General features: G+C 59.7%; 26 protein-coding genes and 1 pseudogene. 12 read left to right on the top strand and 15 right to left on the bottom strand.

Annotated features, from left to right (window positions below):
* Positions 1-23: 23 nt before the first annotated feature.
* Positions 24-755, top strand: a complete 732-nt coding sequence (nfsA, locus tag IE061_RS06410) for an oxygen-insensitive NADPH nitroreductase (RefSeq protein WP_016916478.1) — start codon at positions 24-26, stop codon at positions 753-755.
* A gap of 10 nt (positions 756-765) precedes the next feature.
* Positions 766-1,410: a hypothetical protein gene (locus IE061_RS06405; RefSeq protein WP_016916479.1), complete on the top strand. Its 645-nt coding sequence runs from the start codon at positions 766-768 to the stop codon at positions 1,408-1,410.
* On the opposite strand, the gene IE061_RS06400 is transcribed toward IE061_RS06405, so the two are convergent.
* From IE061_RS06400 to IE061_RS06380, 5 genes are all read right to left on the bottom strand, one after another.
* A complete protein-coding gene (locus IE061_RS06400) occupies positions 1,396-2,199 on the bottom strand; it encodes a PEP-CTERM/exosortase system-associated acyltransferase (protein ID WP_016916480.1) in 804 nt (267 codons plus the stop codon). The two genes, IE061_RS06405 and IE061_RS06400, sit on opposite strands and share 15 nt — an antisense overlap.
* A 6-nt stretch (positions 2,200-2,205) precedes the next feature.
* The gene (locus tag IE061_RS06395; RefSeq protein ID WP_016916481.1) at positions 2,206-5,055 is read right to left on the bottom strand and encodes a bifunctional diguanylate cyclase/phosphodiesterase; all 2,850 of its coding nucleotides are present in this window, start codon (positions 5,053-5,055) and stop codon (positions 2,206-2,208) included.
* A 24-nt stretch (positions 5,056-5,079) separates the two neighbouring features.
* The gene (locus IE061_RS06390; RefSeq protein WP_230478397.1) at positions 5,080-6,285 is read right to left on the bottom strand and encodes a porin family protein; all 1,206 of its coding nucleotides are present in this window, start codon (positions 6,283-6,285) and stop codon (positions 5,080-5,082) included.
* Complete coding sequence (locus IE061_RS06385) at positions 6,254-6,712, bottom strand: hypothetical protein (RefSeq protein ID WP_373294949.1); 459 nt, start codon at positions 6,710-6,712, stop codon at positions 6,254-6,256. The genes IE061_RS06390 and IE061_RS06385 overlap by 32 nt, the downstream gene beginning before the upstream one ends.
* 157 nt (positions 6,713-6,869) lie before the next feature.
* A complete protein-coding gene (locus tag IE061_RS06380) occupies positions 6,870-7,802 on the bottom strand; it encodes a glycerophosphodiester phosphodiesterase family protein (RefSeq protein ID WP_193461264.1) in 933 nt (310 codons plus the stop codon).
* Between the two features lie 179 nt (positions 7,803-7,981).
* Here IE061_RS06380 and IE061_RS06375 point away from each other — a divergent pair, with 179 nt between their 5' ends.
* A complete protein-coding gene (locus IE061_RS06375) occupies positions 7,982-9,577 on the top strand; it encodes a PQQ-dependent sugar dehydrogenase (protein WP_016916485.1) in 1,596 nt (531 codons plus the stop codon).
* 80 nt (positions 9,578-9,657) lie between these two features.
* Positions 9,658-10,056, top strand: coding sequence for a VOC family protein (locus IE061_RS06370; protein ID WP_016916486.1), 399 nt, complete (start codon positions 9,658-9,660; stop codon positions 10,054-10,056).
* On the opposite strand, the gene IE061_RS06365 is transcribed toward IE061_RS06370, so the two are convergent.
* Positions 10,053-10,943: a LysR family transcriptional regulator gene (locus tag IE061_RS06365; protein WP_016916487.1), complete on the bottom strand. Its 891-nt coding sequence runs from the start codon at positions 10,941-10,943 to the stop codon at positions 10,053-10,055. The genes IE061_RS06370 and IE061_RS06365 overlap by 4 nt on opposite strands.
* A 121-nt stretch (positions 10,944-11,064) precedes the next feature.
* Between IE061_RS06365 and trpB the strand changes: the two genes are divergently transcribed.
* The 4 genes from trpB to IE061_RS06345 all read left to right on the top strand — a co-directional run bounded on the left by trpB (position 11,065) and on the right by IE061_RS06345 (position 14,561).
* Complete coding sequence (gene trpB, locus IE061_RS06360) at positions 11,065-12,282, top strand: tryptophan synthase subunit beta (protein WP_193461263.1); 1,218 nt, start codon at positions 11,065-11,067, stop codon at positions 12,280-12,282.
* A 32-nt stretch (positions 12,283-12,314) separates the two neighbouring features.
* Positions 12,315-13,163 carry a tryptophan synthase subunit alpha gene (trpA, locus tag IE061_RS06355; RefSeq protein ID WP_193461285.1) on the top strand — a complete coding sequence of 283 codons (849 nt, stop codon included), beginning with the start codon at positions 12,315-12,317 and terminating at the stop codon, positions 13,161-13,163.
* A 162-nt stretch (positions 13,164-13,325) separates the two neighbouring features.
* Positions 13,326-13,646, top strand: a complete 321-nt coding sequence (locus IE061_RS06350) for a hypothetical protein (RefSeq protein ID WP_193461262.1) — start codon at positions 13,326-13,328, stop codon at positions 13,644-13,646.
* A gap of 21 nt (positions 13,647-13,667) precedes the next feature.
* Positions 13,668-14,561, top strand: coding sequence for a dihydrodipicolinate synthase family protein (locus IE061_RS06345; protein WP_193461261.1), 894 nt, complete (start codon positions 13,668-13,670; stop codon positions 14,559-14,561).
* Between the two features lie 26 nt (positions 14,562-14,587).
* Here the strand turns inward: IE061_RS06345 and IE061_RS18220 are convergent.
* The 3 genes and pseudogenes from IE061_RS18220 to IE061_RS06330 all read right to left on the bottom strand — a co-directional run bounded on the left by IE061_RS18220 (position 14,588) and on the right by IE061_RS06330 (position 16,746).
* Positions 14,588-15,555 (bottom strand): annotated as a pseudogene (locus IE061_RS18220) (zinc-binding metallopeptidase family protein).
* Positions 15,556-15,646: 91 nt separating this feature from the next.
* On the bottom strand, positions 15,647-16,420 hold the full coding sequence (locus tag IE061_RS06335; RefSeq protein ID WP_044628434.1) for an SDR family oxidoreductase: 774 nt from the start codon (positions 16,418-16,420) through the stop codon (positions 15,647-15,649).
* Positions 16,417-16,746 carry a nuclear transport factor 2 family protein gene (locus IE061_RS06330; protein WP_044628435.1) on the bottom strand — a complete coding sequence of 110 codons (330 nt, stop codon included), beginning with the start codon at positions 16,744-16,746 and terminating at the stop codon, positions 16,417-16,419. Before IE061_RS06330 ends, IE061_RS06335 begins: the two co-directional genes overlap by 4 nt.
* 92 nt (positions 16,747-16,838) lie before the next feature.
* On the opposite strand from IE061_RS06330, the gene IE061_RS06325 reads away from it, so the two are divergent.
* The gene (locus tag IE061_RS06325; RefSeq protein ID WP_044628436.1) at positions 16,839-17,213 is read left to right on the top strand and encodes a winged helix-turn-helix transcriptional regulator; all 375 of its coding nucleotides are present in this window, start codon (positions 16,839-16,841) and stop codon (positions 17,211-17,213) included.
* A 10-nt stretch (positions 17,214-17,223) separates the two neighbouring features.
* Entirely contained in the window at positions 17,224-17,700 is a 477-nt protein-coding gene (locus IE061_RS06320; protein WP_044628527.1) for a GNAT family N-acetyltransferase, read from the top strand.
* Here the strand turns inward: IE061_RS06320 and IE061_RS06315 are convergent.
* On the bottom strand, positions 17,675-17,860 hold the full coding sequence (locus IE061_RS06315; RefSeq protein ID WP_228168641.1) for an ester cyclase: 186 nt from the start codon (positions 17,858-17,860) through the stop codon (positions 17,675-17,677). The two genes, IE061_RS06320 and IE061_RS06315, sit on opposite strands and share 26 nt — an antisense overlap.
* 57 nt (positions 17,861-17,917) lie before the next feature.
* On the opposite strand from IE061_RS06315, the gene IE061_RS06310 reads away from it, so the two are divergent.
* On the top strand, positions 17,918-18,253 hold the full coding sequence (locus IE061_RS06310; RefSeq protein WP_044628437.1) for a zinc ribbon domain-containing protein YjdM: 336 nt from the start codon (positions 17,918-17,920) through the stop codon (positions 18,251-18,253).
* A 68-nt stretch (positions 18,254-18,321) separates the two neighbouring features.
* Entirely contained in the window at positions 18,322-19,017 is a 696-nt protein-coding gene (locus tag IE061_RS06305) for a haloacid dehalogenase type II (RefSeq protein WP_044628438.1), read from the top strand.
* Between the two features lie 149 nt (positions 19,018-19,166).
* Here IE061_RS06305 and IE061_RS06300 read toward each other — a convergent pair whose 3' ends face one another.
* Genes IE061_RS06300 through phnC form a run of 5 tightly spaced genes read right to left on the bottom strand, consistent with a single transcriptional unit; the run spans position 19,167 to position 23,592 of the window.
* On the bottom strand, positions 19,167-20,027 hold the full coding sequence (locus IE061_RS06300) for a LysR family transcriptional regulator (RefSeq protein ID WP_009287603.1): 861 nt from the start codon (positions 20,025-20,027) through the stop codon (positions 19,167-19,169).
* Entirely contained in the window at positions 20,021-21,031 is a 1,011-nt protein-coding gene (locus IE061_RS06295; RefSeq protein ID WP_022522623.1) for a phosphonate dehydrogenase, read from the bottom strand. Before IE061_RS06295 ends, IE061_RS06300 begins: the two co-directional genes overlap by 7 nt.
* 9 nt (positions 21,032-21,040) lie before the next feature.
* On the bottom strand, positions 21,041-21,871 hold the full coding sequence (gene phnE, locus IE061_RS06290; RefSeq protein ID WP_027960098.1) for a phosphonate ABC transporter, permease protein PhnE: 831 nt from the start codon (positions 21,869-21,871) through the stop codon (positions 21,041-21,043).
* A gap of 9 nt (positions 21,872-21,880) precedes the next feature.
* Complete coding sequence (phnD, locus tag IE061_RS06285; RefSeq protein WP_022522625.1) at positions 21,881-22,750, bottom strand: phosphate/phosphite/phosphonate ABC transporter substrate-binding protein; 870 nt, start codon at positions 22,748-22,750, stop codon at positions 21,881-21,883.
* A complete protein-coding gene (gene phnC, locus IE061_RS06280) occupies positions 22,747-23,592 on the bottom strand; it encodes a phosphonate ABC transporter ATP-binding protein (RefSeq protein WP_022522626.1) in 846 nt (281 codons plus the stop codon). The genes phnD and phnC overlap by 4 nt, the downstream gene beginning before the upstream one ends.
* Positions 23,593-23,816 lie beyond the last annotated feature (224 nt).

Below are 23,816 nucleotides of genomic sequence, written 5' to 3'. Positions count from 1 at the left end.
TATTTCGTGATCAGTGAGGCACCATGAACGACGTTATCAAGCTCTTGCAGTCCCACCGTTCCATTCGTAAATTCACCGATCAGGAGATCCCTCGTGGGCTGCTCCTGGAGCTGATCAAGGCCGGGCAGGCGGCGGCGACCTCCAGCCATGTGCAGGCTTACAGCGTGATTCACGTGAAAGATGCGGCCAACCGGGAGCAGCTGGCCGAACTGTCCGGTGGCCAGGGCTATGTGGCCAGCAGTGCGGTGTTTCTGGTGTTCTGCGCCGACATGAAGCGTCCTACCGAAGCCTCGGCGCGCACCGGCGCCAACGTAGAGCGCGGCATGACCGAGCAACTGCTGGTGGCCACCGTGGACACGGCCCTGATGGCCCAAAACGTGGCCGTGGCGGCCGAGTCCGAAGGGCTGGGTATCTGCTACATCGGCGGGATTCGCAACAACCCCGAGGCCGTCAGCGAGCTGCTCAAACTGCCGCCCCATGTCTACCCGGTATTTGGCATGTGCCTGGGTTACCCGGACCATCAGCCGGAGGTCAAACCCAGGCTGCCCGTTGAGGCGATTCTGAAAGAGGACTACTACACTGAAGACAGTGATCAGGTCGTGGCCTTCGATGACACCATGCGGGCCTACTACCAATCACGCAGTAGCGGCAATAAAAATAGCGACTGGTCGCACAACCTCACCCCTCTGTTCGACAACAAGCTGCGCCCCCATATGCGTGACTTTCTAGTGAAGCGTGGCTTTACCATGAAATAAGGAGCCCCTCATGTCCCTACAGCGTGCCTACCTTCTGTTCGCCGGCCTTTACAGCCTGCTGCCTGTCATGGGCATCGTGGCCATTTTCTTCGGGGGTGGGACACCGCTGGCGCTGGTGCACCTCTCCTTTGGGGTGTTGGGCGTCGTGGGGCTGTGGGGGTACATGCTCAACCGGGGCGTCATGAATCAGCGCATGTGGCGGCCGCTGGCGCTGGTGTTTGCCGTAGGAAGCCTGGTGCAGATGGGGATCGTACTGAGTGTGCCGGTGGCGGGGGTAGCGTTGACCTGGATGCTCATCAGCAGCATTTTTGCCCTCATCCTGGCCGTGATGCTCTATCACTACGGCAATCGAGACCAGCCGCTGTGGGCCAGTGAAGAAGAGCGAGCCGCTGCGATGAAGCTGGCCCAGCTGCTGGAGCAGCAATCCAACGTCACGGCGTATCACCGTGAGCCCGGCCATGAGAACAGTGTCTGCGTCTCCAAAGTGGGCAATGCCTATCATGCCAGCGTTACCCGCCGCACCCCTAAGGGGCAGGAGACGTTCGAGCAGCGCTTTCGCCATCCTGAAACCCTGCTGTTTTTTGCCGAAAAGTTCGCGAGCGTCGCGCCGCAGGCGTTTACCGGCCAGGAGGAGCGAGGCTCACAGCTGGCGTGATGTCCCGCCATCTTGCAGCAACGGGCTCTTCGCCAACTGGCTGGCCAGTTGGCCCTTGATGAACTGATAGAGAGGCGTGAGGCGCTTGGGTAGCCGCTCCTCGGCCACGCGCTGATCGATGTAGTAGGCCGCGCGACTGCCACAGTAGTCGATGACGCCGCCCACCTGGTGAAACTGGAGACCGGAAGCCTTCAGCAAGCGACTGAAGCGTGGCTCCAGCATGGCGAACACATGATGGCGCTGACTAAGACCCACCAGTGCCGTGGCGGCAAGAAACAGGCTCAGGCTAAGCAGAGCGGGGCTCTCCTTGATGCTCTCGTAGGGGCTTTGTACTTCGCTTTGCTTGCGACGCACGGTGGGGTGAACGGCCAGGCGCGATACTTCGCATACCTGATGGGAAGCAAAATGGCGCGGGTGCGTGTTCGGCAAGAACAGGTGCGCTCCGTAGTAGGCTTCCAGTGGCAGGCTATGCAGCCCATGAGCGTTTTGCTCGTCGAACAGCACGACCCTCAGACATCCTACATCCAGCCCTGTCGCCTTATGGTGGAGCAGGCACAGCAGCGACTGTTGGTCATGGTCATCGTGTTCGATATTGAGCGCGCTGCTATTGCCAAGATCGTAACGCAGCTCTTCGATGAAGACCGCGTGGCGCAAGGTAAAGGCGCGCCGCTTTTCGGTGGGCGTCTGGGCAATCAGCAGAGAAAAGTGAGTATCAAAAAAGGCCGGTGTAAAGATATTTTCGACGAGTGTATCAGGGGTGGTGACGGAGGGGGCGATGGGTATGATCACCGTCGTTTATCCTTTCAGGAGCTGTGTTAAGGGAATGGGTTTACCCAAATAGAACCCTTGACCATAGGTAATGCCGTACTCTTCCAGAATAGGCGACAACGCTGCCTGATCGACAAACTCGGCGATGGTCTGTTTGCCGAACCCCTTGGCAATGTCAGCAATCGCCTTGACGATGGTGTGGCTGTCGGGATTGATCAACAGGCTACGGATGAAGGAGCCATCGATCTTGATGTAATCCACCGGCAGTTGGCCAAGATAATGGAAACTGCTGAAGCCGATGCCAAAATCGTCCAGTGCGGTGCGGCAGCCCAGATCTCTGAACGTTTGCAGGACGTTACGGGCGGTGGAAAAGTCGGTGATCGCTGCCGTTTCCGTGACTTCGAGAATCAGGTGATGCGGGTCGGCACCGCTGCTGCGCAGCTCGTCGGTGAGGTACTGCTTCAACCCCAGGTCGTGAAGCGACTGGCCCGACAGGTTCACGGCCAGTGAAACGCCGCGCTCCTGCAGCTTGCCCAGCGCCTGTAGGCTGTGCTTGATGACCCAGCGATCCAAAGCGACGACCAGGCCGCTCTGCTCGGCAACCGGTATGAAGTGCTGAGGCGCTATCAGGCTGCCATCGGGTTGACGCATGCGGATCAGCACTTCGTAATGTTTGATGTCGTGATCCTTGAGACGCACGATGGGCTGAGCCATTAGTTCGAACTGCTCGTGCTCCAGCGCGTTGTGCAGCTGTTCCACCCAATACACGCGATCCTGTAGCTCATCCTTGGCATTTTCGGCTTGGGACAGCAGATACCAGTCCTGGTGGCTGCTCTCCTTGGCCTTGTACATGGCCATGTCGGCACTGGCCAGCAGGTCGGCGGAGGTTTGCCCGTGGGCCGGGAACAGCGCGATGCCCATGCTGGCGGAAATATGATGCTTCCGGCCGGCAGCCTGAAAGCCAATGCGGCTCAGCAACTGGTTGATATAGTCGGCAACGCTGATGGCCTGCTCGCTGTTCACTCCCTCCAGTAACAGGGCGAATTCATCGCCGCCCAGCCTGGCAATCGTGCCTCGCTGCCCGAGATTGAGGAACAGAGTGTCGGCGACTTCGCGCAATAGCTGGTCGCCTACGGGGTGCCCGCTCAGCTCGTTGACTTCCTTGAACTGGTTGAGGTCGAGCAGCACGATGGCGCCTTCGCTCTGGCACAGCAGGGCGTGCTGAACCGCATCCTGGAAGTAGCGGCGGTTGTACAGCTCGGTGAGTGGGTCGTGCTCGGCCAACCAGGTCAAACGCTCCTCGGCGGCTTTGCGCTCGGTGATGTCCAGACCTACCGAGATACGCGCCACCTGCTTCTGGTGGCTACTGGTGAGCGGCGCATGGTACCAGGCCACGGTGGCGTAGCGCTTGTCCTGGGTATGCAGCGTTTTCTCTTCCTGCTGATGGCTGGTCAACTGTCCCGTGGGCGCTTCCCGATGAGTGTGATCCCCTTGTGGCGTGTGCGCCGTGCTGTCGAAGATGTCATAAAAATGGCGGCCTTCCAGATCCCGGTCACACAGCCCTAAACGGCTGCGGGTATACTCATTGACCCGCTGAATGCGCCCGGCAGCCGTTTGCACGACGATGAACACCTGGGCCGTATCCAGCAGACTATTGACGAAATCGCGCTCGCTGGCCAGCTCCTCGATACGCTCGGCCAGCTGGTCGCTGTGATCATGTACCGACGACTCCAGGCGCTCCAGCTGATCGGTCAAGGTGCGTGTGGCACTTTCCAGAATGTCGATCTCGTTGGAACGCCTGGGCGTGGTCTGGGGCAAATGAGCGCGCACACGCTGAAACTGCCCGTCCGACAGCGCCGGTAACAGGGCTGCCACCCGGCGCAGCCGCGCCATGGGGCCGAGCAGAATCGCCAACAGCAGCAGCTCCGCCGCCAGCCAGCCCGCAACGCCCAGTGCCAATAGCGTGTTGGTGGCCCGTTGGATGGCAGCGGTTTGCGTCGTGATGTCGGACACCAGCAGAAAATAGCTGGTGCTACGCCAATCGGCGTCGTCTTCCATGTAAACCGCGCTCAGCTCCAAGTGTCGCCCGGCATACTCCATACTGAAGGGTGTGTCTGCCAACTGATAGATAGGCGTGGCCAGTGAGGCCTGCTCCAACAGTGACAAGGTCGGCTCCCGGTTGGTGATGGCGACCAAGTGGCCGTTCCAGCCTGGCAGGTATCGCGATGGATCGTTGGCGTCGCTTTCGACCTGCCCCGTGACCATCAGCGCGACTTCGCTACCCGAGACCTCCTTGGCTTCACGGGTCACGTCGGCGAGTGAGCGAGACAGCATGACCATGCCAATGCTGTCACCCTCCACCAGAATGGGGACCGCTGCATATTGCTGGCAGCTGGTGGTACAGCGCAGCGTTTTGATGGGCACTTCCCGCGTCAGCAGATCGTCCACCCAGCCGCGAATGGGCAGCTCCATATCGGGAGCGCCCATCCCGGACTGCCCGCGCTGCTGCCCCTGACGATCGAAGACGAACACGCCATCTACCCCGGCTTCCAACTGCAGCGAAGGCCACTGGGCTGCCAGCACCGTGCGTAGGCCTTCATCATCGTTCTGAGCCAAGGCATTGCCCAGGTCGGGGGCGTTTGCTGTCAAGCCTGCCAACTGGCGCAGGTTATCGGCAGAGCGCTGCATGGCCAGGCGGATTTCTCGCTGTTGACGCTCGTGGTGCCCTTGGCGGCTCTGTTCGAGCTGCTGGGTCAGATGGTGATGGCCCAGCCAGACAAACAGCGCCACCAGCACCAGTAGCAGCAAGCTGCTGGGCGCAATGACGCGCCAGGCAAGGCTCGAACGACGCTTGACGGAGTGGCTGGACTGGTGCATCGAGACAGATCCCGGTGGCAGGGTTTAGAAGCGCAGTGAAAGTTGAAACAGCAGCATGTTCCAATGCTTGCGAGTCAGGCTGGCATCGGGGTTGTCCTGTCGAGGGAGCCAGCCGGTGCCATCCACATAGTGATACTCCCCGGACAGCATGAGCTGGGAGGTAGGCGTCCACTGCACGCCGAGGGTCATGTCATCGGCAAACTGCGAGTGCGCAGGCCCAAACCTGGCCCGTTCATAGGCATGCCCCGAGCGGTCGTCGGTATTATTGACCAGCCGGTCGAAGCGAATCAGGCCGCTCCAGTCGGGAGAGAAGCGCCGCTGATACTGTACGTACCAGCTTTCACCCGTGATATCGAAGGTGCGTGGCAGGTGATCACCGCTTAGGGACTGCTGGCGCAGTGCGTATTCGGCGGTCAGGCTCCAGTGCTCCTGGTTGTACTGCACAGAGGCTATCCAGGGCTGAAACTTGAAGTCGGCTTCCTGGCCCATCAGCGTCGCTTCCAGATTGACCGAGGCCGCGCTCAGCGCCGCTACCCACTGGCCGCTGTGATCTTCGAACAGCAGTTGCGCAATAGCCGAGGGCGCTGATGCTGAGACCCGCTGAGCAGTACCGCCAAACAGCTGGTCGGACAATGCTGACCCCGTTTGTGGGCGACCCAAACCGCCTCTCAAGCGCCATGTACCCGCAGAGGTATGCTCCTCGGCATACAGGCTAATGCCGTCCGCCGCCAGCCCCAGCGCGCGGGTGCGATCGAAGTAGATGGATTGAGGCAGCAGAATGCTCGGGCGCGTAAAGGCGACATCGCGCGTCTGGTTGTAGAGTCCAAACGGGTTCTTGAAACGGCCTACTTGCACCCCCAACGTGCGCGCGGGGCTGGCCAGCATCTGGTAGTCCACCACGCCATAGTCGAGAGTGGGGGCCGCATCGCTGGTATCGCCTCCTGCGCGGCGGCTGAGCAGTTGGCCTGCCACCAGTACCCGGCGGTGCGGGCGAAACGAGGCGTTCAACCCCAGCTCGGTATACTCCAGGCTGCCCTTGTCGCTACTGTTGCCAAAGAAGTCGTTATGGTCGGTAATGACCAGTGCCTGGCTGAGAAACCCGTGCACCTGAAGGGTATCGGCGGGGTGGTCATGGGCCATGCCTGCCACGGGCAGCCAGGTCAGCAAGCCCGCCAGGGCGCAGCGTTGCGCCAGGCGCTTACTCCATGGAGATGACACGGACGCTTTCATCCAGGTACTCCCGTTCAAGGTAGCCCAGCGCGCCGGGAGTGCGGGCAACTTGCTCGCGCATATCCACCTGGTCGCGTACACGGTGGGGAGCTTGCCCCATGCCAGAAAACACCATCCTGTCCCAGGCCAGCTGCAATTGATGCGGGTAGACGGCTAGCATCTCCTTGGCAAAGCGCGCATGGACAGTATCGCGATTGGGTAACACAAAGACCTGCATGGCCTGGCCGTTGGGCCAGGTGCGTTGGCGCATGGCAAACATGGCACGCAGAGCGTCGCGGGGCAGGGCCGAGTGCTCGATGTCGGGATGGGCCACCAGTACGATGACCGCGAGCGACTCTGCGGGCTCGGCCCTGGCCGTGGCAGGCATGAGCAGCAGCCAGCATAGCGCCAGCAGCCCATAGGTGCGCCAGTGGTTACGCGGCCTCACGCTAAGCCAATGCACCAGGAGTAGGCGCCATGTGTGTAAGAATGAGGGACCCCTCCCTACCATGTAAAAACGATGACCTGACAACGCTTTTTTATATCAGCAAGATAGCACGCTAAAGTGTGGCCGGGTAATCGTGATGAACGCTGGAAAAGCATGCCTATTCAACGATGAGTGCCTGTACACGATCCGGGTAATCCGAAAACAGCCCATCGACGCCCAGCCCCATCAGGCGCTCCATCTCCGAAGGCTCGTTAACGGTGTAAACGTGCACCGGCAGGCCGTTCTGCTGGGCCAGCTCGATAAAGTCAGCATCGATGACATCCTGCCCATCATGGCGTGCGTTGGTGCCGATACCGACCGCGTATTCGGCGATGCGCTGAAAGTCGCTGGCACGCATCTGGGCGGGGGCTGGTGTGGTGTCGTTCCACTCGACCAGGGGAGTGCCTTCGCCCTCGCTGGGGGAGTACCACAACAGTTGCACCAGCGGGATCTCAGGGTTGAGCGCCTCTATTTTCAGCAGGCTGTCCTGAGCAAACGACTGCACCAGAACACGCCCTTCCTCGACCATATCGTAGGCTTCCAGGCGCTCCACCAGTGCGGCTTCCAGGCCCGGGTTCAAGTGGGGTGACTTGGTTTCGATGTAATAGCGGGTGGTATGCCCGAAGTGATCGAACAGCTCCTCCAGCGTCAGCATGGGTAAACCGACAAAGTCTTCCGACGCTTGCTCGGGGTTTGCTTCGTTGAACCAGCTGCCGGTATCCAGCGCCTTCAGTTCGGCCAGCGTGTGCTCATGGATATGCCCTTCACCGTTACTGGTACGTTCCAGGGTGTTGTCATGAAAAATGACCACTTCGCCATCGGCGGTGAGCTGAGCGTCCAGCTCCAGATAGTCCACCCCCCACTCGTGAGCCAGCTCGTAGGCGGGCAGCGTGCTTTCGGGGGCATGGCCACTGGCCCCGCGATGTGCGATGACCTGAAAGTTTTCCAGCGCGTTCAACTGCTGAGCGAGTGGAGACTCGCTGGCGATTCCCACAGAAGCAACGGCCATGAGTGCCGTCAGTGCGGTAGCCGTACCCAAATAGCGCGACATGGTAACTCCATCTATAGGCAACATTTATCAAAACCATAACGTCTCTCTATCGAAAACGCACGCACTCGCTGACAGAGGCTTGCCTATCGTAACGCCCGGTGATGCAACACACTCAGCGAAGCCTACGGCAACTGATGTATGCTGATTTGAAAAGCCATTCAAAACGTGAAGGGGGCATCATGGGGTCTAAGCAGGGCTGGGGCAAAAAGGGCCGGGGAGCGCTGGCGCTACGCGTGCTGCTGGCGACGATCGTGGGCGTGGCGCTGGGCAGTGTCGTACAAACCCAACTGAACCTGGCTGAGCTGCAGGCGCTGGGCGTGGCCATTCCGCTGGGTACGCGGCTATCGACCACGGCTCAGGACTTGCTTCACTTTGCGCCTGTATACGCAGGGCTCTTTCTGGTGGGGTTTCTCATCTCCCAGGCCGTGGCGGGCTGGCTGGCTCGGCGGTGGCCTGCCAGCCTTCGCCGCCTGGCTTTTGCGCTGGCGGCCGTGGCTGGGCTATGGCTAACCTTCCGGTTGACCAACACGTTTGCGCCCATGCCCACACTGGTGGCTGCCACTCGTAGTGCCGGTGGGCTGGCCGCCATGCTGGCAACGGCCGCCGTGGCAGGCTGGCTGCTGGCCGTGTTGACATGCTCCGCGTCGAACAGACGGCGTAGCAACGCACCTTTGGCCATCGTGCTGTCTACTTTTATGCTGCCTGTGATTCAGCCCGCTGCCGAAGCCCAAACGGCTTATCAGATCGACACCCTGGCCGATGCGCTGGAGCACCCTTGGTCGCTGGCATTCTTGCCCGATGGCCGCTTTTTAGTGACCGAGCGCCCAGGACGCCTATTGCTGCTGGATGACAGCGGCCAGACGCTGGCCGACCTGGAGGGCGTGCCGGAGGTGTTTGCCTCTGGGCAGTCGGGGCTGTTCGATGTGCTGCTTTCTCCCCGGTTCGAGACCAATCAACAGCTCTACCTCAGCTACGTCTGTGGTACAGCCAGTGCCAACCATACCTGCCTGGCTCGAGCCACCCTGGGCGATGGGCGTTTGGAACAGGTGGAAGAGATTTTTCGGGTTCACCCCGCCAAGCGTGGCGATGCCCACTATGGGGGCCGCCTGGCATGGCTGCCGGATGACACGCTGATCCTCACTCTGGGCGATGGTTTCGATAACCGTGAAGATGCCCAACGGGTGAGCAGCCATATCGGCAGCATCGTGCGCCTGAACGCCGATGGCAGCGTGCCCGACGACAACCCCTTCCTGGCCCGGGCCGATGCACTGCCCGAGCTCTACAGCATTGGCCATCGCAACGTGCAGGGGCTGGTCTACGACGCTCAGCGCCAGCAGCTGATTGCCCACGAGCATGGCCCGCGAGGCGGAGATGAGCTCAACCTCATCCAACCCGGCAACAACTACGGCTGGCCGATTGCCACCGGCGGGCTGGATTACACCTGGGCCAGGGTCTCGCCGTTTACGGAATACCCCGGCATGCAGCCCCCGGCGCTGGAGTGGACGCCTTCTATCGCCCCTTCGGGCATGGCCGTCTATCGGGGCGAGCTGTTTCCCGAGTGGCAGGGCGACCTGCTGGTGGGGGCATTGGTCAATCGTGAAGTGCGTCGGGTACGCTGGCAGGAAGACGGCAGCGCCGAAGACGTAGAGGGGCTGTTTGGTGAGCTGGACGCGCGCATTCGTGACGTGCGAGTAGGCCCCGAGGGCGCGGTCTACCTGCTGACCGACAGCCCCCAGGGCAAACTGGTCAGAGTGACGCCAAGCGAGCCACAATAAGTACGAGATAATAAGTACGAGACAATAAGCACGAGAAAGGCAACTCCGCGGCGCTGCGCCGCGCGATGAGGAGATAGCGCATGCTGGCTTACACAATGGTGGGAACCCAGGATCTGGAGCGTGCTCTTCAGTTCTACACGCCGCTGTTCAATGCCATGGGGCTGGATATCTGCTGGCAGGATGACAGCTGTGTTTCCTTCGGCGACCCGGATGATGTCGAAGTACCCCAGTTTTTCGTGGGCCTGCCGTTTGATGGTCATCCTGCCACGGTAGGCAATGGCACCATGACCGCCTTCCAGTTCAGCGACATCAAGGAAGTGGATACGCTGCATCAGCTGGCCCTGCAGAGCGGTGGCAGCGACGAAGGCGAACCCGGTTTTCGCCCTCAGTACGGCGATGGCTTCTACGCGGCTTACGTCCGCGACCCCGACGGCAACAAGCTCGCCTTCGTGGTGTATCCACACCGGGTTGGGCTTTAAGCTCCCAATTCTCTGCGCAACCAGCTCGCCAGGGCTTCGCTGCGGCGGGCGTTGGTGTGTTTGGGTAGCCACAGGCAGAGCCTGGCCGGGGTTTCGATATAGCCCCAGGGGGCGACCAGCCGACCGCTTCTCAGGTCGTCTTCCACCAGCAGCCTGGGGGCAATGGCGACCCCGAGCCCTGCCACGGCGGCTTCCATCAGGTAGTAGAGGTGTGCAAACCCTTGGCCCTGCTGCAGGGCTGCTTTCAATGCGGCGGGTTCCAGACCTTGGGCGGCAGCCCACTGCGGCCACGCCTGTGGGCGTGATGCGGTATAGAGCAGCTTGCTGCCAAACAACGATGAGGGGGCTTCCACGTTGCAGGCCTCGGCCAGCCGGGGGCTGGCTACGGCGCAAATTTCCTCGGCTATCAGAGGAATGCGTTCGCCTTCCTCGGGCCAGGGTGGTTCGAAGAAGGCCAGCGTGGCGCTGGTCTCGGGCTTGCCCGGTTGTTCGGCATCGCTCACCACCACTTGCAGCTTCAGTTCGGGCAGCGCCTGGTTCAAGCGGTCCAGGCGGGGGATCAGCCAGCGGGCCAGCAGGCTGCCGGGGCAGGCCAGCGTAAAGGGCGCCTCTTCCACCTCATGCTTGAGCAACGTGCAACTATCCCTGAGTTTGGCGAAGGCCTCTCCAACCCCGCTTTGCAACTGCTCACCGTGGTGGGTCAGCACCAGCCCGCGCCCAGCTTTCGTGAACAGCGCCACGCCAAAATGCTCATCCAGACTCTTGAGCTGTCGGCTTACCGCGCCGTGGGTCACGCTCAGCTCGTCAGCGGCCGCAGTGACACTGCCCAGCCGAGCAGTGGCTTCAAAGGCGCGCAAAGCGCTCAACGGGGGCAGGCTGTGTTGCATGGGGTCTCCTGAAACAGTTGCGAAAAAATCACAGGTGCTTGCCATCTTATCGATTTTTCTTCCGACCTGCCTGCGCTAACGTCGACACATTGCAAAAACGCCCCAAATCGCAGAGGTCGAGATGAACCAACCGTTAAGCCTACCCGATGCCAACGGCATGTTTGGCAGCTTTGGTGGCCGTTTTGTGGCCGAAACCCTGATGCCGCTGATTCTCGAGCTTCAGGATGAGTACGCCACGGCCAAAAACGACCCCGAATTCCAGCGCCAGCTCGCCTATTTTCAAGGCGACTACGTGGGGCGCCCCAATCCGCTCTACTTTGCCGAGCGCCTCACCGAGCACTTCGGCGGTGCCAGCATTTACCTCAAGCGTGAAGAGCTGAATCACACCGGCGCGCACAAGATCAACAACTGCATTGGCCAGGTACTGCTGGCCAAGCAGATGGGCAAGAAGCGCATCATCGCGGAAACCGGCGCAGGCATGCACGGCGTGGCCACCGCCACCGTGGCGGCCCGTTTTGGGTTGCCCTGCGTGATCTACATGGGCGCCACCGATATCGAGCGCCAGCAGCCCAACGTGTTCCGCATGAAGCTGCTGGGCGCGGAGATCGTGCCGGTCACTTCCGGTACCGGCACGCTCAAGGATGCCATGAACGAAGCGCTGCGCGACTGGGTCACCAACGTAGACGACACTTTCTACATCATCGGCACCGTGGCAGGCCCGCACCCGTACCCGGCCATGGTGCGCGATTTTCAGGCGGTGATTGGCCATGAAACCCGCGCCCAGATGCTCGAAAAGCAGGGCCGCCTGCCGGATTCACTGATTGCCTGTGTCGGCGGCGGCTCCAACGCCATGGGCCTGTTCTATCCGTTCATCAACGATGACAGCGTGCACATGGTCGGTGTGGAAGCGGGCGGTACAGGCGTCAAGAGCGGCCTGCACGCCGCCAGCCTCAACGGCGGCACCCCCGGCGTATTGCACGGTAACCGTACCTACCTGCTGCAAAACGAAGATGGCCAGATTACCGACGCCCACTCCATTTCCGCAGGGCTCGATTACCCCGGCATTGGCCCCGAACACGCCTGGCTGCACGAGCAGGGGCGGGTCGAGTACGTCTCTGCCACCGATGACGAAGCGCTGGAAGCGTTCCAGATCTGCTGCCGCCAGGAGGGCATCATCCCCGCCCTGGAAACCGCCCACGCCCTGGCAGAAGTCGCCAAGCGTGCGCCGACACTGCCCCGCGAGCACCTGATGGTGGTCAACCTCAGCGGACGTGGTGACAAGGACATGAACAGCGTGGCCCAGCATCTGGGCGACCGCTTCGGCATGAAACACTCATGAGCGCGATACAGGAGACTCCCATGCAACCTACCTTGCAACGTACTTCTCGGCTCGACAGCTGCTTTGCCGCGCTCAAACAGCAAAACCGCCCAGCGCTGGTCAGCTACCTCACTGCGGGCGACCCGGACCCCGAGACCTCCCGCCGCCTGCTGCACGGGCTGCCGGATGCCGGTGTGGATATCATCGAACTCGGCATGCCGTTCAGTGACCCCATGGCCGATGGCCCCGCCATTCAAAAGGCTGCCCTGCGCGCCCTGGAAAAGGGCCAGACCCAGGCCAAAACGCTGGCAATGGTGCGCCAGTTCCGGGAGCAGAACAGCACCACGCCCATCGTGCTGATGGGCTACTACAACCCGATTTACTGCTACGGCGTCGAGCGTTTTCTCAGTGACGCCGCCCAGGCAGGGGTAGACGGGCTGATCGTGGTGGACCTGCCTCCCGAGCACGACGAAGAGCTGTGCCAGCCCGCCGCCCAGCACGGCATCGATTTCATTCGCCTGGCCACGCCCACCACCGATGCCAAGCGGCTACCCAAAGTGCTGGCCAACGCTTCCGGGTTCATCTACTACGTTTCCGTGGCGGGCGTGACCGGCGGCAGTGCCCCCACACCCGAGCGTCTGGAAAGCGCCGTGCACCAGCTGCGCGAACACACGCCGCTACCCATTGCCGTGGGCTTCGGCATTCGCACCGCCGAACAGGCCGCCACCATTGGCCGCTTCAGCGACGCCGTGGTAGTGGGTTCTGCACTGGTAGATTGCATCGAACATGCCAGCCGCGGCGATGACGCCGTGGCGCGGGTGCATGGGCTCGTCAAAGAGCTGGCGGAGAGTGTGAGAGGCTGCCGAGAAGCCCAGCAGGAACATGCCAGTTTGCCAGCCTGAAGGAAGTGGGAAAGCGCTATCAAAAACACAGAGCGGGCCATCATGGCCCGCTCTGTGTTTTACTGAATCCACCAAGCCCAACTTGCCGTTGTTTCTAGAAAACAGGCATCATCCACGTTTGACGGCGGGATAACGTCACGTGTACTCAAACAGAGGAAAACCATGGGCAAGCTCTTTTCATTGCTGGTACTGCTGGGGTTGGGCTACGCAGGCATCTATTTCTACTACGGCGTGGTGATCGAGAAGGAAGTCGAGCAGCAGTTAGAAGCCCGTGGGCTGTCATCGGTGAGCGTGGATAACGTCGAGTACGATTGGCTGGCCCCGGTGAGCGACAGCGCCAATATTGCCGTGACGCTTAGCTACCGTGGCTCCCAGGCAGCAGTCAATGTGCAATTACAAGGCCACCCGCTGTTCTCTGATGACGTCACGTTACAGCTCGATAGCCTGCAAGCGCTGCGCTTGGGCCTTAGTTTCGGTCAATAAGATTTCTGAAAGGACACCCCCATGTTTACCGGTCTGAGTGCGTTTCCGCTGACTCCCATGAACGAGCAGGGCATCCACGAGCAGGAATTCATCCGGCTAGTGAGCCGTTTGGCGCAAGCGCAGTTGGATTCCATCGGCGTGCTGGGCTCCACTGGAAGCTACGCCTATTTGAGTGTGGAAGAGCGGGCTCGGGTGGCCAAGCTGGGCGTGGAAAACGCCGCTGGGGTGCCCGTGGTGGTGGGCATTGGCGCGCTGCGCACTCGCGATGTGCTGGCCAATGCCGAACATGCCCAGCAGGCCGGGGCGAGCGGGCTACTGTTAGCGCCTGTTTCTTATCAAAAGCTGACCGATGACGATGTGTTCAACCTGTTCAGCACCATCAGCCGCGCTATCAGCGTACCGCTGTGCGTGTACGACAACCCTGGCACCACGCATTTTACGTTCAGCGACGAACTGCACGGGCGCATTGCCGAGCTGCCCCAGGTGCGCTCGATCAAAATTCCGCCGGTGCCCAACCATCTAGACGAGGCCAACGCTCGTGTGGCGCGGCTGCGGGCGCTGATTCCTCATGATGTGACCATCGGGATCAGCGGCGACCCCGCCGCCGCCACGGGCCTGCTGGCAGGCTGCGAGGCGTGGTACTCGGTGATCGGCGGGCTCTACCCAGAACTCGCGCTGGCGCTCACCTGCGCCGCCCAAGCGGGCAACGCCGAAGAAATCCAAGCCTCTTCCGACGCCTTGGCCCCGCTATGGGCGCTGTATCACGACTATGGTGGCAGCCTGCGGGTGGTGGCGACCATGGCCGAACTCACTGGCCGCGTGAGCGCCCCCTGCCTGCCTCAGCCGCTGAACACCCTGCAAGGGGAGGCCCGCCAGCAGGTGGCAGCGGTGATCGAGGCGTTGGGGCTTCACTAGATCGCATCGAGCGAAGCGCACGTGGTTTACAGCCCTTGTGCCCCACGCCGCAGCCAGTCGTGAACGAATGCCAGCTTGCGCAGGGCCACATCTGAGAGCACGAAAGGATAGAGATCCGACAGGCCCATCGAGCGATTCACGTGGTTCACGCCCGCTACCAAAGAGGCCGCAATATGTATCAGCCGCTCGGCGTCCGGCTCTGCGTAGGCATCCCAGTTGTGGTCGTCCGGTAGCGCGGGCGAGGTCATGCCCGACGATACGAAGCTGTCGGTGATATCCGTCAGGTGCAGCAGGTGCGAGGCGGTTTCTGCCCAATCCTCGTGGGGGTGGGAAGAGGCATAGGTGGAAAGAAAGCGCGTTTGCCAATCCGCCGGCGGGCCGTTTTGGTAGTGGCGCTGCAGCGCCGCCGGGTAGTCTTCCCGCTCATCGCCAAACGTCTCGCGGAAGGCCGTCAGAAAATCCTCTCGCAGGCTAAGCCGCCACCACAGCATATGGGCGATTTCATGGCGCATATGGCCAATCATGGTGCGGTAGGGTTCATCCAGCGCCTCTTTACGGGTGGTGCGCAGCACGGCATCCGCTTCCGCCACGCTAATCGTCACCACGCCCCCCACGTGTCCCATGGGTACCGGCGTACCGCCTTCTGCCAACATATGAAACACCGGCGGCGCGCCCGGGTCTTCCGGGCGAAACCAGTGCCAGCGGCCAGATTATCGATGACCCAGCGCTTGGCCGCCTCGGTGTGCGCCCAATGGGGTATCGCATCGGAAATGGAAGGGTCTGGCGCCAGGGCGGTCATCGCGCAGGCGCGACAGAACTCGCCCTGCTTCGGGGCAATCCAGTTACAGCCAATCACCTCGCGGTTGGCGCAGAAGGGCGGCATGGGAATGAACGCCCGCGCCTGGGGGTCGTAGGCCACCGGCACACCATCCGCCGTGACCAAATTATCGAACCAGAGTGAACCGGCACCGACCGGATTAGAAAACACGCGCATAGGCCGGGTATCTTAAGAGAAACGAAGCTTCAGTCTAGGGGCCGTCGCCCGCCGACGCCAACGGCAATTGAGATACCCGCCGACTCAAGCGCTACACCACCGGTACCGTGCCTCCATCTATCACGAACTCCGTGCCCGTAATCGAGCCCGCCAGCGGCGAGGCCACGAACGCAATCAGGTTCGCCACTTCCGCCGGGGTAGAGGGCCTGCCCAGCGGAATGCCGCCCAGCGCGCCCATGATGATCTGCTTGCCCCCCTCGTAATCGGTGCCTGCCTGCTCGGCCAGCCGCTCTGCCAAGGCAACGGCAGCCTCCGTCTCGATCCAACCCGGCGAGACGCGCACCACTCGAACGCCTTGCGGCGACACCTCCTTCGACAAACTCTTGCTGTAAGTCGAGAGCGCCGCCTTGGCCGCCGCGTAGGCGGTGGTGGATTCCGGCAAAGGCAGCTCCCGCTGAATAGAAGTCACGTGAACGATCACCCCTTCACCCTGGGCCAGCATGCCCGGCAGCAGGGCGCGGTCTAGCCGCACGGCGGGGAACAGGTTCAGGTTCAGCTCCTGCTGCGACTCGTCTTCACCCAGGGCCGCAAAGCCGCCCGCCGGGGCGGATGAGCCGCCCACCACATGCACGATGATATCCACACCGCCCATGCGCGCCTTCACGGCTTCTGCCACTGTCGCGCAGCCTTCGGCCGTGGTGAGATCGGCGGCGACGAACAGTTCTTCAGGTAGGGCAGCGGGGCGGTTTCGGGCGGTGGTGAGCACCTGCGCGCCCTCTTCACGAAACAGCGCCACCACAGCCGCGCCCGCGCCTTTACCACCGCCTGTAATCAATACGCGACGGCCACTAAGCTGCAGGTTCATGGGGTAATCTCCAGGCTGTGGATGCGCTCATCGACCAATTCGATATGGTGAAACAGCTGCACCGGGCTACCGGGAAAATTGCCGGTCACGGTGGTGGTAATCACCATCTTGTCGCCATCACGAGAGACATCGGTGGGCGCCACGTGGTACTCAAACTGGCGGCGGGTGTCGCGTAACCAGGCACGAATGGCGGCAATGCCCTGGTGGGTTTGCCCTTCATCCAGCACGCGGGCATCGGCGGTAAAGCACTCCGCCAGCGGGGCATCATCCGCGCCGTTGCTAATGGCGATATAGGTGGCAATGGGAGTAGAGAGTGACACGCTCATGGTAGGCCTTCCTCATCGTGGTTGCTGTACGAGGATCTTCTGCTTAGGCTTACCGATTATCAAGAACGCACAAAAAGGTAAGTGGCTTACCCATGAGAAGGATTTACACGCCCACTAGCGCGGCCAGCGGAGTGGAAGATGTATTAAAAATGCTGGAAGGGCGCTGGAAGCTGATTATTCTCTTCCACCTCTTTGACGGTAACGTGCAACGCTACTCCGATTTTGAAAAGCTGATCCCCGGCATCTCGCAAAAAATGCTCGCCCAGCAGCTACGGCAACTGGAAGCCGATGGCATCGTGGCGCGCAAGGTGTACCCGCAAGTGCCGCCCAAAGTGGAGTACCGCCTAACCGAGTGGGGCCAAGCGCTCTGCCCCGCGCTGGATGCGCTGCTGAAATGGGCCGAGCAGAAGGATCACTTCAACCACCTTGCCGAGCAGAACGAACAAGACGATGTCGCCACCCAATGAGAACCGCCTGATGCGCTACCGCACCATGACGATCAACGACTACGAAGCCGCCATTGCCCTGTGGAGCGAAAGCCAAGGCGTGCGGCTACGCGATGCCGATTCACGGGAAGGCATCGAGAAGTACCTACTGCGCAATCCCGGCCTCAGTTTTGTGGCCGAATTAGAAGGTGAAGGAGAGAGCAAAGAGGGAGATAGAAACCAAGAGAGAGCAGGAGAGCTGGTGGGTACCATCATGGCGGGCCACGATGGCAAGCGCGGCTATGTGCAGCACTTATCGGTATCACATACCCACCGCCGATTAGGCATTGCCACACAGCTGGTTAGCCTCTGCCTGGAAGCATTGAAGAACGAAGGTATTTTGAAATCACACCTGATGATTCTTCCTGAGAACGAAGCCGCCCAGCGGTTTTGGGCAAGCCAAGGCTGGGCCTACCGATCTGATATTTTGCTTTATTCGTTTGTTAACGGGGATAACCACAACGTTTAACTGAGCTGAGCCTCAATCGCAGCCTGCACGCGACATGGGGTGAATCAATCGCCAAAAGCTCAATATTGAAGTGAAGGTCCGGTATCTGCTCATAATTGGCTTCAAGCATAGCGCGATAACCCTCAAGCCCTAGACTGGTTGGCGTGCGGGCATTCGCCAAGGGTAAGCAGGCTCAGTATCATACGCAGTCTAAACCAAGCCAAAGAAGTTATCGTTTATGTCATGCCCACCGTGCCCCCATTGCCAATCCGAATTCGTCTATCAAGATCAAAGCCTATTCATCTGCCCCGAATGCGCCCACGAATGGAACCCTGCTGAGGTTCAGGCGGAAGACACCGTCACGGTAAAAGATGCCCACGGCACGCTGTTAGCGGAAGGCGACAAGGTCACGATGATCAAAGACCTCAAGGTCAAAGGCAGCTCACTGGTACTCAAGGTGGGCACCAAAGCCGTGATCAAGAGATTAATGGACAGCAAGGATCACCAACTAGACTGTAAGGTAGATGGCGTCGGCGACATGATGGTGACCGCCCACTTTGTGAAAAAAGCCTAAACCAGCCCAGGATGCTTCTTGCCACCTCACGACGCCGTCAGCAATAACCATCCAACAAGGAGATACGAATGAAAGCCATCGTGTTTGACGTATTTGGCACTATTGTTGATTGGCGATCCAGCTTGATTCATCAGTTCAGGGGACTTGAGAAAGAACTGGGGATCGATCTACTCAGTGAAGAACTGGCTGACCAATGGCGGCAGCTTTATGCGCCTTCCATGGACAGGGTGCGCAGAGGGGAAATCCCCTGGACGGTACTCGATGAGCTGCATCGAGAAAGCTTGGTCAAACTATTCGATCAACAAGGCATAGCGCTAGACGAAGCGACCATTGATCGCGTCAATCACTTTTGGCACCAATTAGACCCCTGGCCGGATGTACCGCTAGGCCTACAGCGCTTGAAAGAGCACGGCATCATCGCCACGCTAACCAACGGTAATGTCTCATTAATGGTCGATGTTGCCCGTCACGCCAAGCTACCGTGGGATATGATTTTTTGCGCCGAGTTATTCGAGCACTACAAGCCTGACCCAGAGGTTTATTTAGGGGCTTGCCGCTTGCTACGCCTGCCGCCGGAAGAGGTAATGCTGTGCGCCGCGCATAATGCTGACCTGCGTGCTGCCCGCGCAGTGGGCATGAAAACGGCGTTTATCCCCCGGCGCACCGAGTATGGGCCCCACCAGAGCAAAGATTTAGAAGCTGAAGAAGCGTGGGATTTTGTGGCTGAAGATCTCGTCGCGTTGAGCGAGCATCTAAGACAGTGAGCCAACAACACGCACCTTAAGCGCACGGCGGCGTTGGTTCGAAAGCGGGTTGGAAAGGGCACGCGGGGGCCGTTTAAAGGCGACACACTCTAAAAGTGTATTCTTCTAGCATCCCGCGTGCACCGCAGTCATCACTAGTCCCTCCCTTCTCACTGACAGATATGACTAACGAAAGTGGAGACTGGTGGTTGCCGTGCAAGCGTCTCCGGGCAGATGACGCTCAGGTTCTTGGCCAGCCCGGCATCACTGACCGGGATAGCACACAAAGTGCCCGCTCGGATCTCCGCTTCGACGCAAGCCGCCAGCACCAGTGATACGCCCAGGCCTGCTTTGACAGCCTGTTTAACCGCTTCGGTACTGCCCAGTTGCATTGAAACCTTCGGGAACGGCCCTCTTTCGCCGAAGAAACTCGCCAGCAACCGGCCCGTACCTGTTCCGGGTTCACCGCCCAGCAGGCTCATTCCTGCGAGGGTTTTCCGGTCTATTTCATGCCATTCCGCACAGGGGTGATCGGGTGAAGTAATTAACACCACGGGCTCCTGTCGCCAATCCATTGCCTGGAAGCCAGATTTCGGGTGCCACCACTCCATCACCGCTATATCCAGCTCGCCGCTAGTCAGTTGTCTAGCAATGTTAGGATTGTTATCAATCACAAGATCCAGCTCAGGTACCGCCGGAATGTTCTTGAACGTGCTCACGTAGGGCTGGAGCATGTAAATACCGATGTTGGAACTTGCCCCTACGCGTAAACGCGTACCGCTAACGACTTCTCGAGCACGCTCGTCCAGTTGCAACATACTAAGCGCAAGCGGCATAAGCGCCAGGGCTGCTTTGGTGGGCTCGCAACCCGTTTTACTGCGGCGTATCAACAGGGCACCTAGCTGTTCTTCGAGCTTTTGAATGTGCTGTGAAAGCGTGGGTTGTGCGATACCGAGAGCTTGGGCGGCGGCCTGAAAACGTCGGTGCTGAACCAGTGTGGTAAAACTTTTCAGCCAGACCAAGTTCAGCATGGAGTTGTCTCAGTGATAGTGGGCGAATTAGCCGCATCCTGAGGGCATTCTCCTTGTAACGCTTGAAGAATGTTGTCGGCAGCACGCTGTTCAATCATCAGCCGCACATCCTGGACGGCAGAGCCAATGTGTGCCGTAAATAGCGTGTTGGGATGTGCTCGCAAGGTGGGGCAAATCTCTTGCGGGCGATCCTCTCGAGCCCAATCTTCCATTTCAAAAACATCCGCTGCGTAGCCGCCTAACTGCCCTGACTCCAATGCTTCCAAAACGGCAGCTTCCTGCACTACAGAACCCCGGCATGGGTTGATCAAAAAAGCGCCTGGTTGCATCAGGGCCAAGCGCGCAGTGTTCATGGTATGCAGGGTTTGTTTATTGAGCGGCAGGGCCAAAATGACAATGTCGGCTTGCCCGAGCAGCTCTTCAAGCGACTTGCGCGCCACGCCTAGCGCGGCCTCCTCAGCAGCGGGCAAGGCGTCTGGCTGAGAATACAGCAAGCTCGCGCCCCACCCCTGGAGCCGTGTTGCCACTGCCTGGCCGATGGGACCCATGCCGACGATACCCACGGTCGCGCCGGCAACCCCCAGCCCATAAAACGTGGGCTGCCATCCCTTGAACTGGCCGGAACGAACGTACTCATCGGCCGCTCGGACATGGCGGATTAGGCTAATGGTTAGCCCGATGGTTAGCTCAGCCGTTGGCACCGTCAGCAGATCCGGCACGAAGGTCAGCCAAACGCCATGACGCGTACAGGCCTCCACATCAAAATTATCGTATCCCTTCAGGGCGGCACCAATAACTTTCAGCTTGGGACAGCCCGCTAGAAATTCCTCGCTGACCTGGTCCGGCATAAACACCATCATGGCGTCTGCGGTTGCCGCGCGGGCCTTTACCTCGGCGGCGGTCAAGGTAGTGGCTGACTGGTTGGTGATCACTTCACAGTGTTGTTCCAGCCTTTCCAACACACTGTTGTGTACCCGGTGGGTAATGAAAACCCTTGGTTTCATTTGATTTCCTTACTTGAATTTCTTACGAAGATGGCCGCTAAGGCTATCCACCATCGTCACCATAACGAGTATGACAATCAGGATGGCGCTGACTTCCTGGTACTGCATGACGCGTAAAGAGCCCATTAGCTCGAAGCCGATCCCGCCAGCCCCCACCATGCCCATCACCGTAGAGGCGCGGAAATTGTATTCCCAGCGGTAGATAGAGACATCAGCAAACTGCGGAAGCACCTGCGGGAGCACCGCGTGCCAATGAACCTGTAATCGCGTCGCGCCAGCGGCATTGGCGGCCTCTACCGGGGCTGGGTCGACATGCTCGATCGCTTCGGCAAAGAATTTACCCACCATGCCGATAGAATGAAGGCCGAGCGCGAGCACGCCCGGTAAGGCGCCAAACCCCACGGCAGCAACGAAAATAATGCCCATAATCAGCTCGGGCACCGAGCGAAGAGCGTTCAGCAGCGTGCGGGTTACGTGGAATACCACGGGGTGGGGCGAGGTATTGCGAGCGGCCAGGAACGCCAGGGGTACGGAAGCAGTGACCGCTATCGCCGTGCCGGCAATGCTCATGGCAAGGGTATCGACCAGCGGCGCTATCCAATCCATGGCGTTGGTAAAGTCGGGCGGTAGGGATTCTCCCATTAGGGTAGCGATGGCAGGCACCCCGTTGGCCAGGGTGCGAAAATCCAGCAGATCTACATACCAACTCGCCAGAAGAACCACTGCCAGCACCAAGCCCGCTTGGAAGAGCTTGCTCCGCCAGCCGCGGGCGTGTTCGTCCAACACGGCGTCAGGAGAAAGCGATGAAAGGGGTGGCGGCACTGTTTTGGACGGATTCATCATGCCCCCTTACATCTTGCCGAAGTCGAGGTTGAGCAGACTACCCATTTCCCGAATCACATCGTAATCGGCGTCCGTGATAACGGCGAAACCTTCGGCTTTTAGGTTGTCCAGAATCTCTTCATCATCGATGCTGATGAAGGCATCCTGGATCTGCTGCTTGAGTTCAGGGTCCAGGTTGGAACGCATCGCCCAAGGGTACTGAGGGTACTCCCCGCTGTGACCCAACACCCTAACCTGGTTGCGGTCTATCAGGCCGCGGTCCATTACGTGCTCAAAGATCACTTCCGATAGCCCGCCTGCATCCGCATTACCATTGGCCACGTTCACCGCCACGGCATCATGGGAGCCAACGAAATGGGCTTCATAGTCCTCGCCTGCTTCCAGCCCCGCCGATTCAAGCAGCACGGTTTTGGGAATCAGGTGGCTTGACGTAGAGGCACGGTCGCCATAGGCCATTTTCATGCCTTCGATATCCGCATAGGACTCAACGCCGGAATCGACATTGGCAATAATGATGGAGCGATAGGTGGGCTTGCCATCCACAATCATGGCGGCAAAGGGTTCGATCTCACTTTTGCTTCTTGCCATCACATAGGAGAGCGGGCCGAAGTAGGCGAGGTCGATGCGACCAAAGCGCATGGCTTCGATCATGGAGGAGTAATCCGTGGTGACGATTAACTCAATTTCTTTCCCAAGGGTACTTTCAAGATACTCTTTCAATGGCTGGTTGCGTTTGATCAGTTCAGAAGCGTTTTCATCGGGGAGTAGCGCGACTTTTAATAGATCCGGATTTGGATCAGGGTCCGCCGCCAAGGCCGGCATGGCGATTCCAAACATAAGACAGATGGCAAAGAAAAAGCTGAATAGCGGTTTCATTGGGCAATCTCCAGTTTTATCGGGGAGGGAGTGGTGGTTTGAGGGTTGGGTTCGGTGGTCTCAGCGGCGTCGGTCACAGCTCCGCGCGTGCCGTGGTAGATCTCGTTCAGGTGGCGTTGCTGTAACTGTGAGGGGGCCGCATCGAAAACGATTTGGGCATTCGCTAACCCGATAATGCGGTCAGCAAACCGCTGGGCATACTCCAGCTGGTGCAGTGAAATAATGGCGGTAATACCATCCTCACGGCATATATCTCGCAGTAGCGTTAGCACTCGCTCAGAGGTTGCCGGGTCAAGGCTGGCCACTGGCTCGTCCGCCAATATCATGGCGGGCTGCTGCGCCAAGGCACGCGCAATGCCCACCCGCTGTTGCTGCCCGCCGGAGAGTTGATCGACCCGGGTAAGCGCTTTCTCGGCCATGCCTACGCGGTCCAGGCAGTGCAGAGCAAGCGCCTGTTCCTGCCTGGGTAGCGGAAACAAACTGCGCCAGGTGCTGTGGTAAGCAAGCCGACCGGTCAGCACATTCTGGAGCGCCGTATGGCGTTCAATGAGCTGATGGTGCTGGAAAACCATGGCGGTTTTGCACCGATGGCGGCGTACCGTAGACCGGGTTTCGAGCGCACCTAGCTCGGCCGAGATCACTTTGCCAGTGCTGGGCCGCACCAAGTGGTTGAGAGAACGCAGTAACGTCGATTTACCCGCACCGGAAAGGCCGAGTAGTACCGTAAACTCCCCTTTGTGGAAATCGACGGTGGTGGGGCGGAGTGCGAGGACATTCCCAGGATATGTCACCCCCATTTTCTCGATGCGGAGCATTAAGTCAGAGGATTGAATAGGCTCCATTGGATCACCTTCTGCAATGTATAAGCTCACTTTATTGTGACTTACAATGCAACGGTAGCCCGCCTAAGTGACAAAGCTGTGTCGTTCAGGTGATAAGTTAATGACTATCCAAGGAGCGCAGGTAGCCAGTCAAACGGCTCAGATAACGCTTCTCTAGACCAATATCGTCACAAAACGAGGCCCACCAAGGCTGGGCGTACCGATCCGATATTCTGCTCTATTCG

Source organism: Vreelandella hamiltonii (assembly GCF_014651795.1).
Classification (GTDB): domain Bacteria; phylum Pseudomonadota; class Gammaproteobacteria; order Pseudomonadales; family Halomonadaceae; genus Vreelandella; species Vreelandella hamiltonii.
This window is presented reverse-complemented; position numbering and strand designations above follow the sequence as displayed.

Bases quoted from the DNA above. Each gene is read 5' to 3' on its own strand.
- nfsA (WP_016916478.1), top strand. From the start codon at position 24: ATGAACGACGTTATCAAGCTCTTGCAGTCCCACCGTTCCATTCGTAAA.
- IE061_RS06405 (WP_016916479.1), top strand. From the start codon at position 766: ATGTCCCTACAGCGTGCCTACCTTCTGTTCGCCGGCCTTTACAGCCTG.
- IE061_RS06395 (WP_016916481.1), bottom strand. From the start codon at position 5,055: ATGCACCAGTCCAGCCACTCCGTCAAGCGTCGTTCGAGCCTTGCCTGG.
- IE061_RS06390 (WP_230478397.1), bottom strand. From the start codon at position 6,285: ATGAAAGCGTCCGTGTCATCTCCATGGAGTAAGCGCCTGGCGCAACGC.
- IE061_RS06380 (WP_193461264.1), bottom strand. From the start codon at position 7,802: ATGTCGCGCTATTTGGGTACGGCTACCGCACTGACGGCACTCATGGCC.
- IE061_RS06375 (WP_016916485.1), top strand. From the start codon at position 7,982: ATGGGGTCTAAGCAGGGCTGGGGCAAAAAGGGCCGGGGAGCGCTGGCG.
- IE061_RS06370 (WP_016916486.1), top strand. From the start codon at position 9,658: ATGCTGGCTTACACAATGGTGGGAACCCAGGATCTGGAGCGTGCTCTT.
- IE061_RS06365 (WP_016916487.1), bottom strand. From the start codon at position 10,943: ATGCAACACAGCCTGCCCCCGTTGAGCGCTTTGCGCGCCTTTGAAGCC.
- trpB (WP_193461263.1), top strand. From the start codon at position 11,065: ATGAACCAACCGTTAAGCCTACCCGATGCCAACGGCATGTTTGGCAGC.
- IE061_RS06350 (WP_193461262.1), top strand. From the start codon at position 13,326: ATGGGCAAGCTCTTTTCATTGCTGGTACTGCTGGGGTTGGGCTACGCA.
- IE061_RS06345 (WP_193461261.1), top strand. From the start codon at position 13,668: ATGTTTACCGGTCTGAGTGCGTTTCCGCTGACTCCCATGAACGAGCAG.
- IE061_RS06335 (WP_044628434.1), bottom strand. From the start codon at position 16,420: ATGAACCTGCAGCTTAGTGGCCGTCGCGTATTGATTACAGGCGGTGGT.
- IE061_RS06330 (WP_044628435.1), bottom strand. From the start codon at position 16,746: ATGAGCGTGTCACTCTCTACTCCCATTGCCACCTATATCGCCATTAGC.
- IE061_RS06325 (WP_044628436.1), top strand. From the start codon at position 16,839: ATGAGAAGGATTTACACGCCCACTAGCGCGGCCAGCGGAGTGGAAGAT.
- IE061_RS06320 (WP_044628527.1), top strand. From the start codon at position 17,224: ATGCGCTACCGCACCATGACGATCAACGACTACGAAGCCGCCATTGCC.
- IE061_RS06310 (WP_044628437.1), top strand. From the start codon at position 17,918: ATGTCATGCCCACCGTGCCCCCATTGCCAATCCGAATTCGTCTATCAA.
- IE061_RS06305 (WP_044628438.1), top strand. From the start codon at position 18,322: ATGAAAGCCATCGTGTTTGACGTATTTGGCACTATTGTTGATTGGCGA.
- IE061_RS06300 (WP_009287603.1), bottom strand. From the start codon at position 20,027: ATGCTGAACTTGGTCTGGCTGAAAAGTTTTACCACACTGGTTCAGCAC.
- IE061_RS06295 (WP_022522623.1), bottom strand. From the start codon at position 21,031: ATGAAACCAAGGGTTTTCATTACCCACCGGGTACACAACAGTGTGTTG.
- phnE (WP_027960098.1), bottom strand. From the start codon at position 21,871: ATGAATCCGTCCAAAACAGTGCCGCCACCCCTTTCATCGCTTTCTCCT.
- phnD (WP_022522625.1), bottom strand. From the start codon at position 22,750: ATGAAACCGCTATTCAGCTTTTTCTTTGCCATCTGTCTTATGTTTGGA.
- phnC (WP_022522626.1), bottom strand. From the start codon at position 23,592: ATGGAGCCTATTCAATCCTCTGACTTAATGCTCCGCATCGAGAAAATG.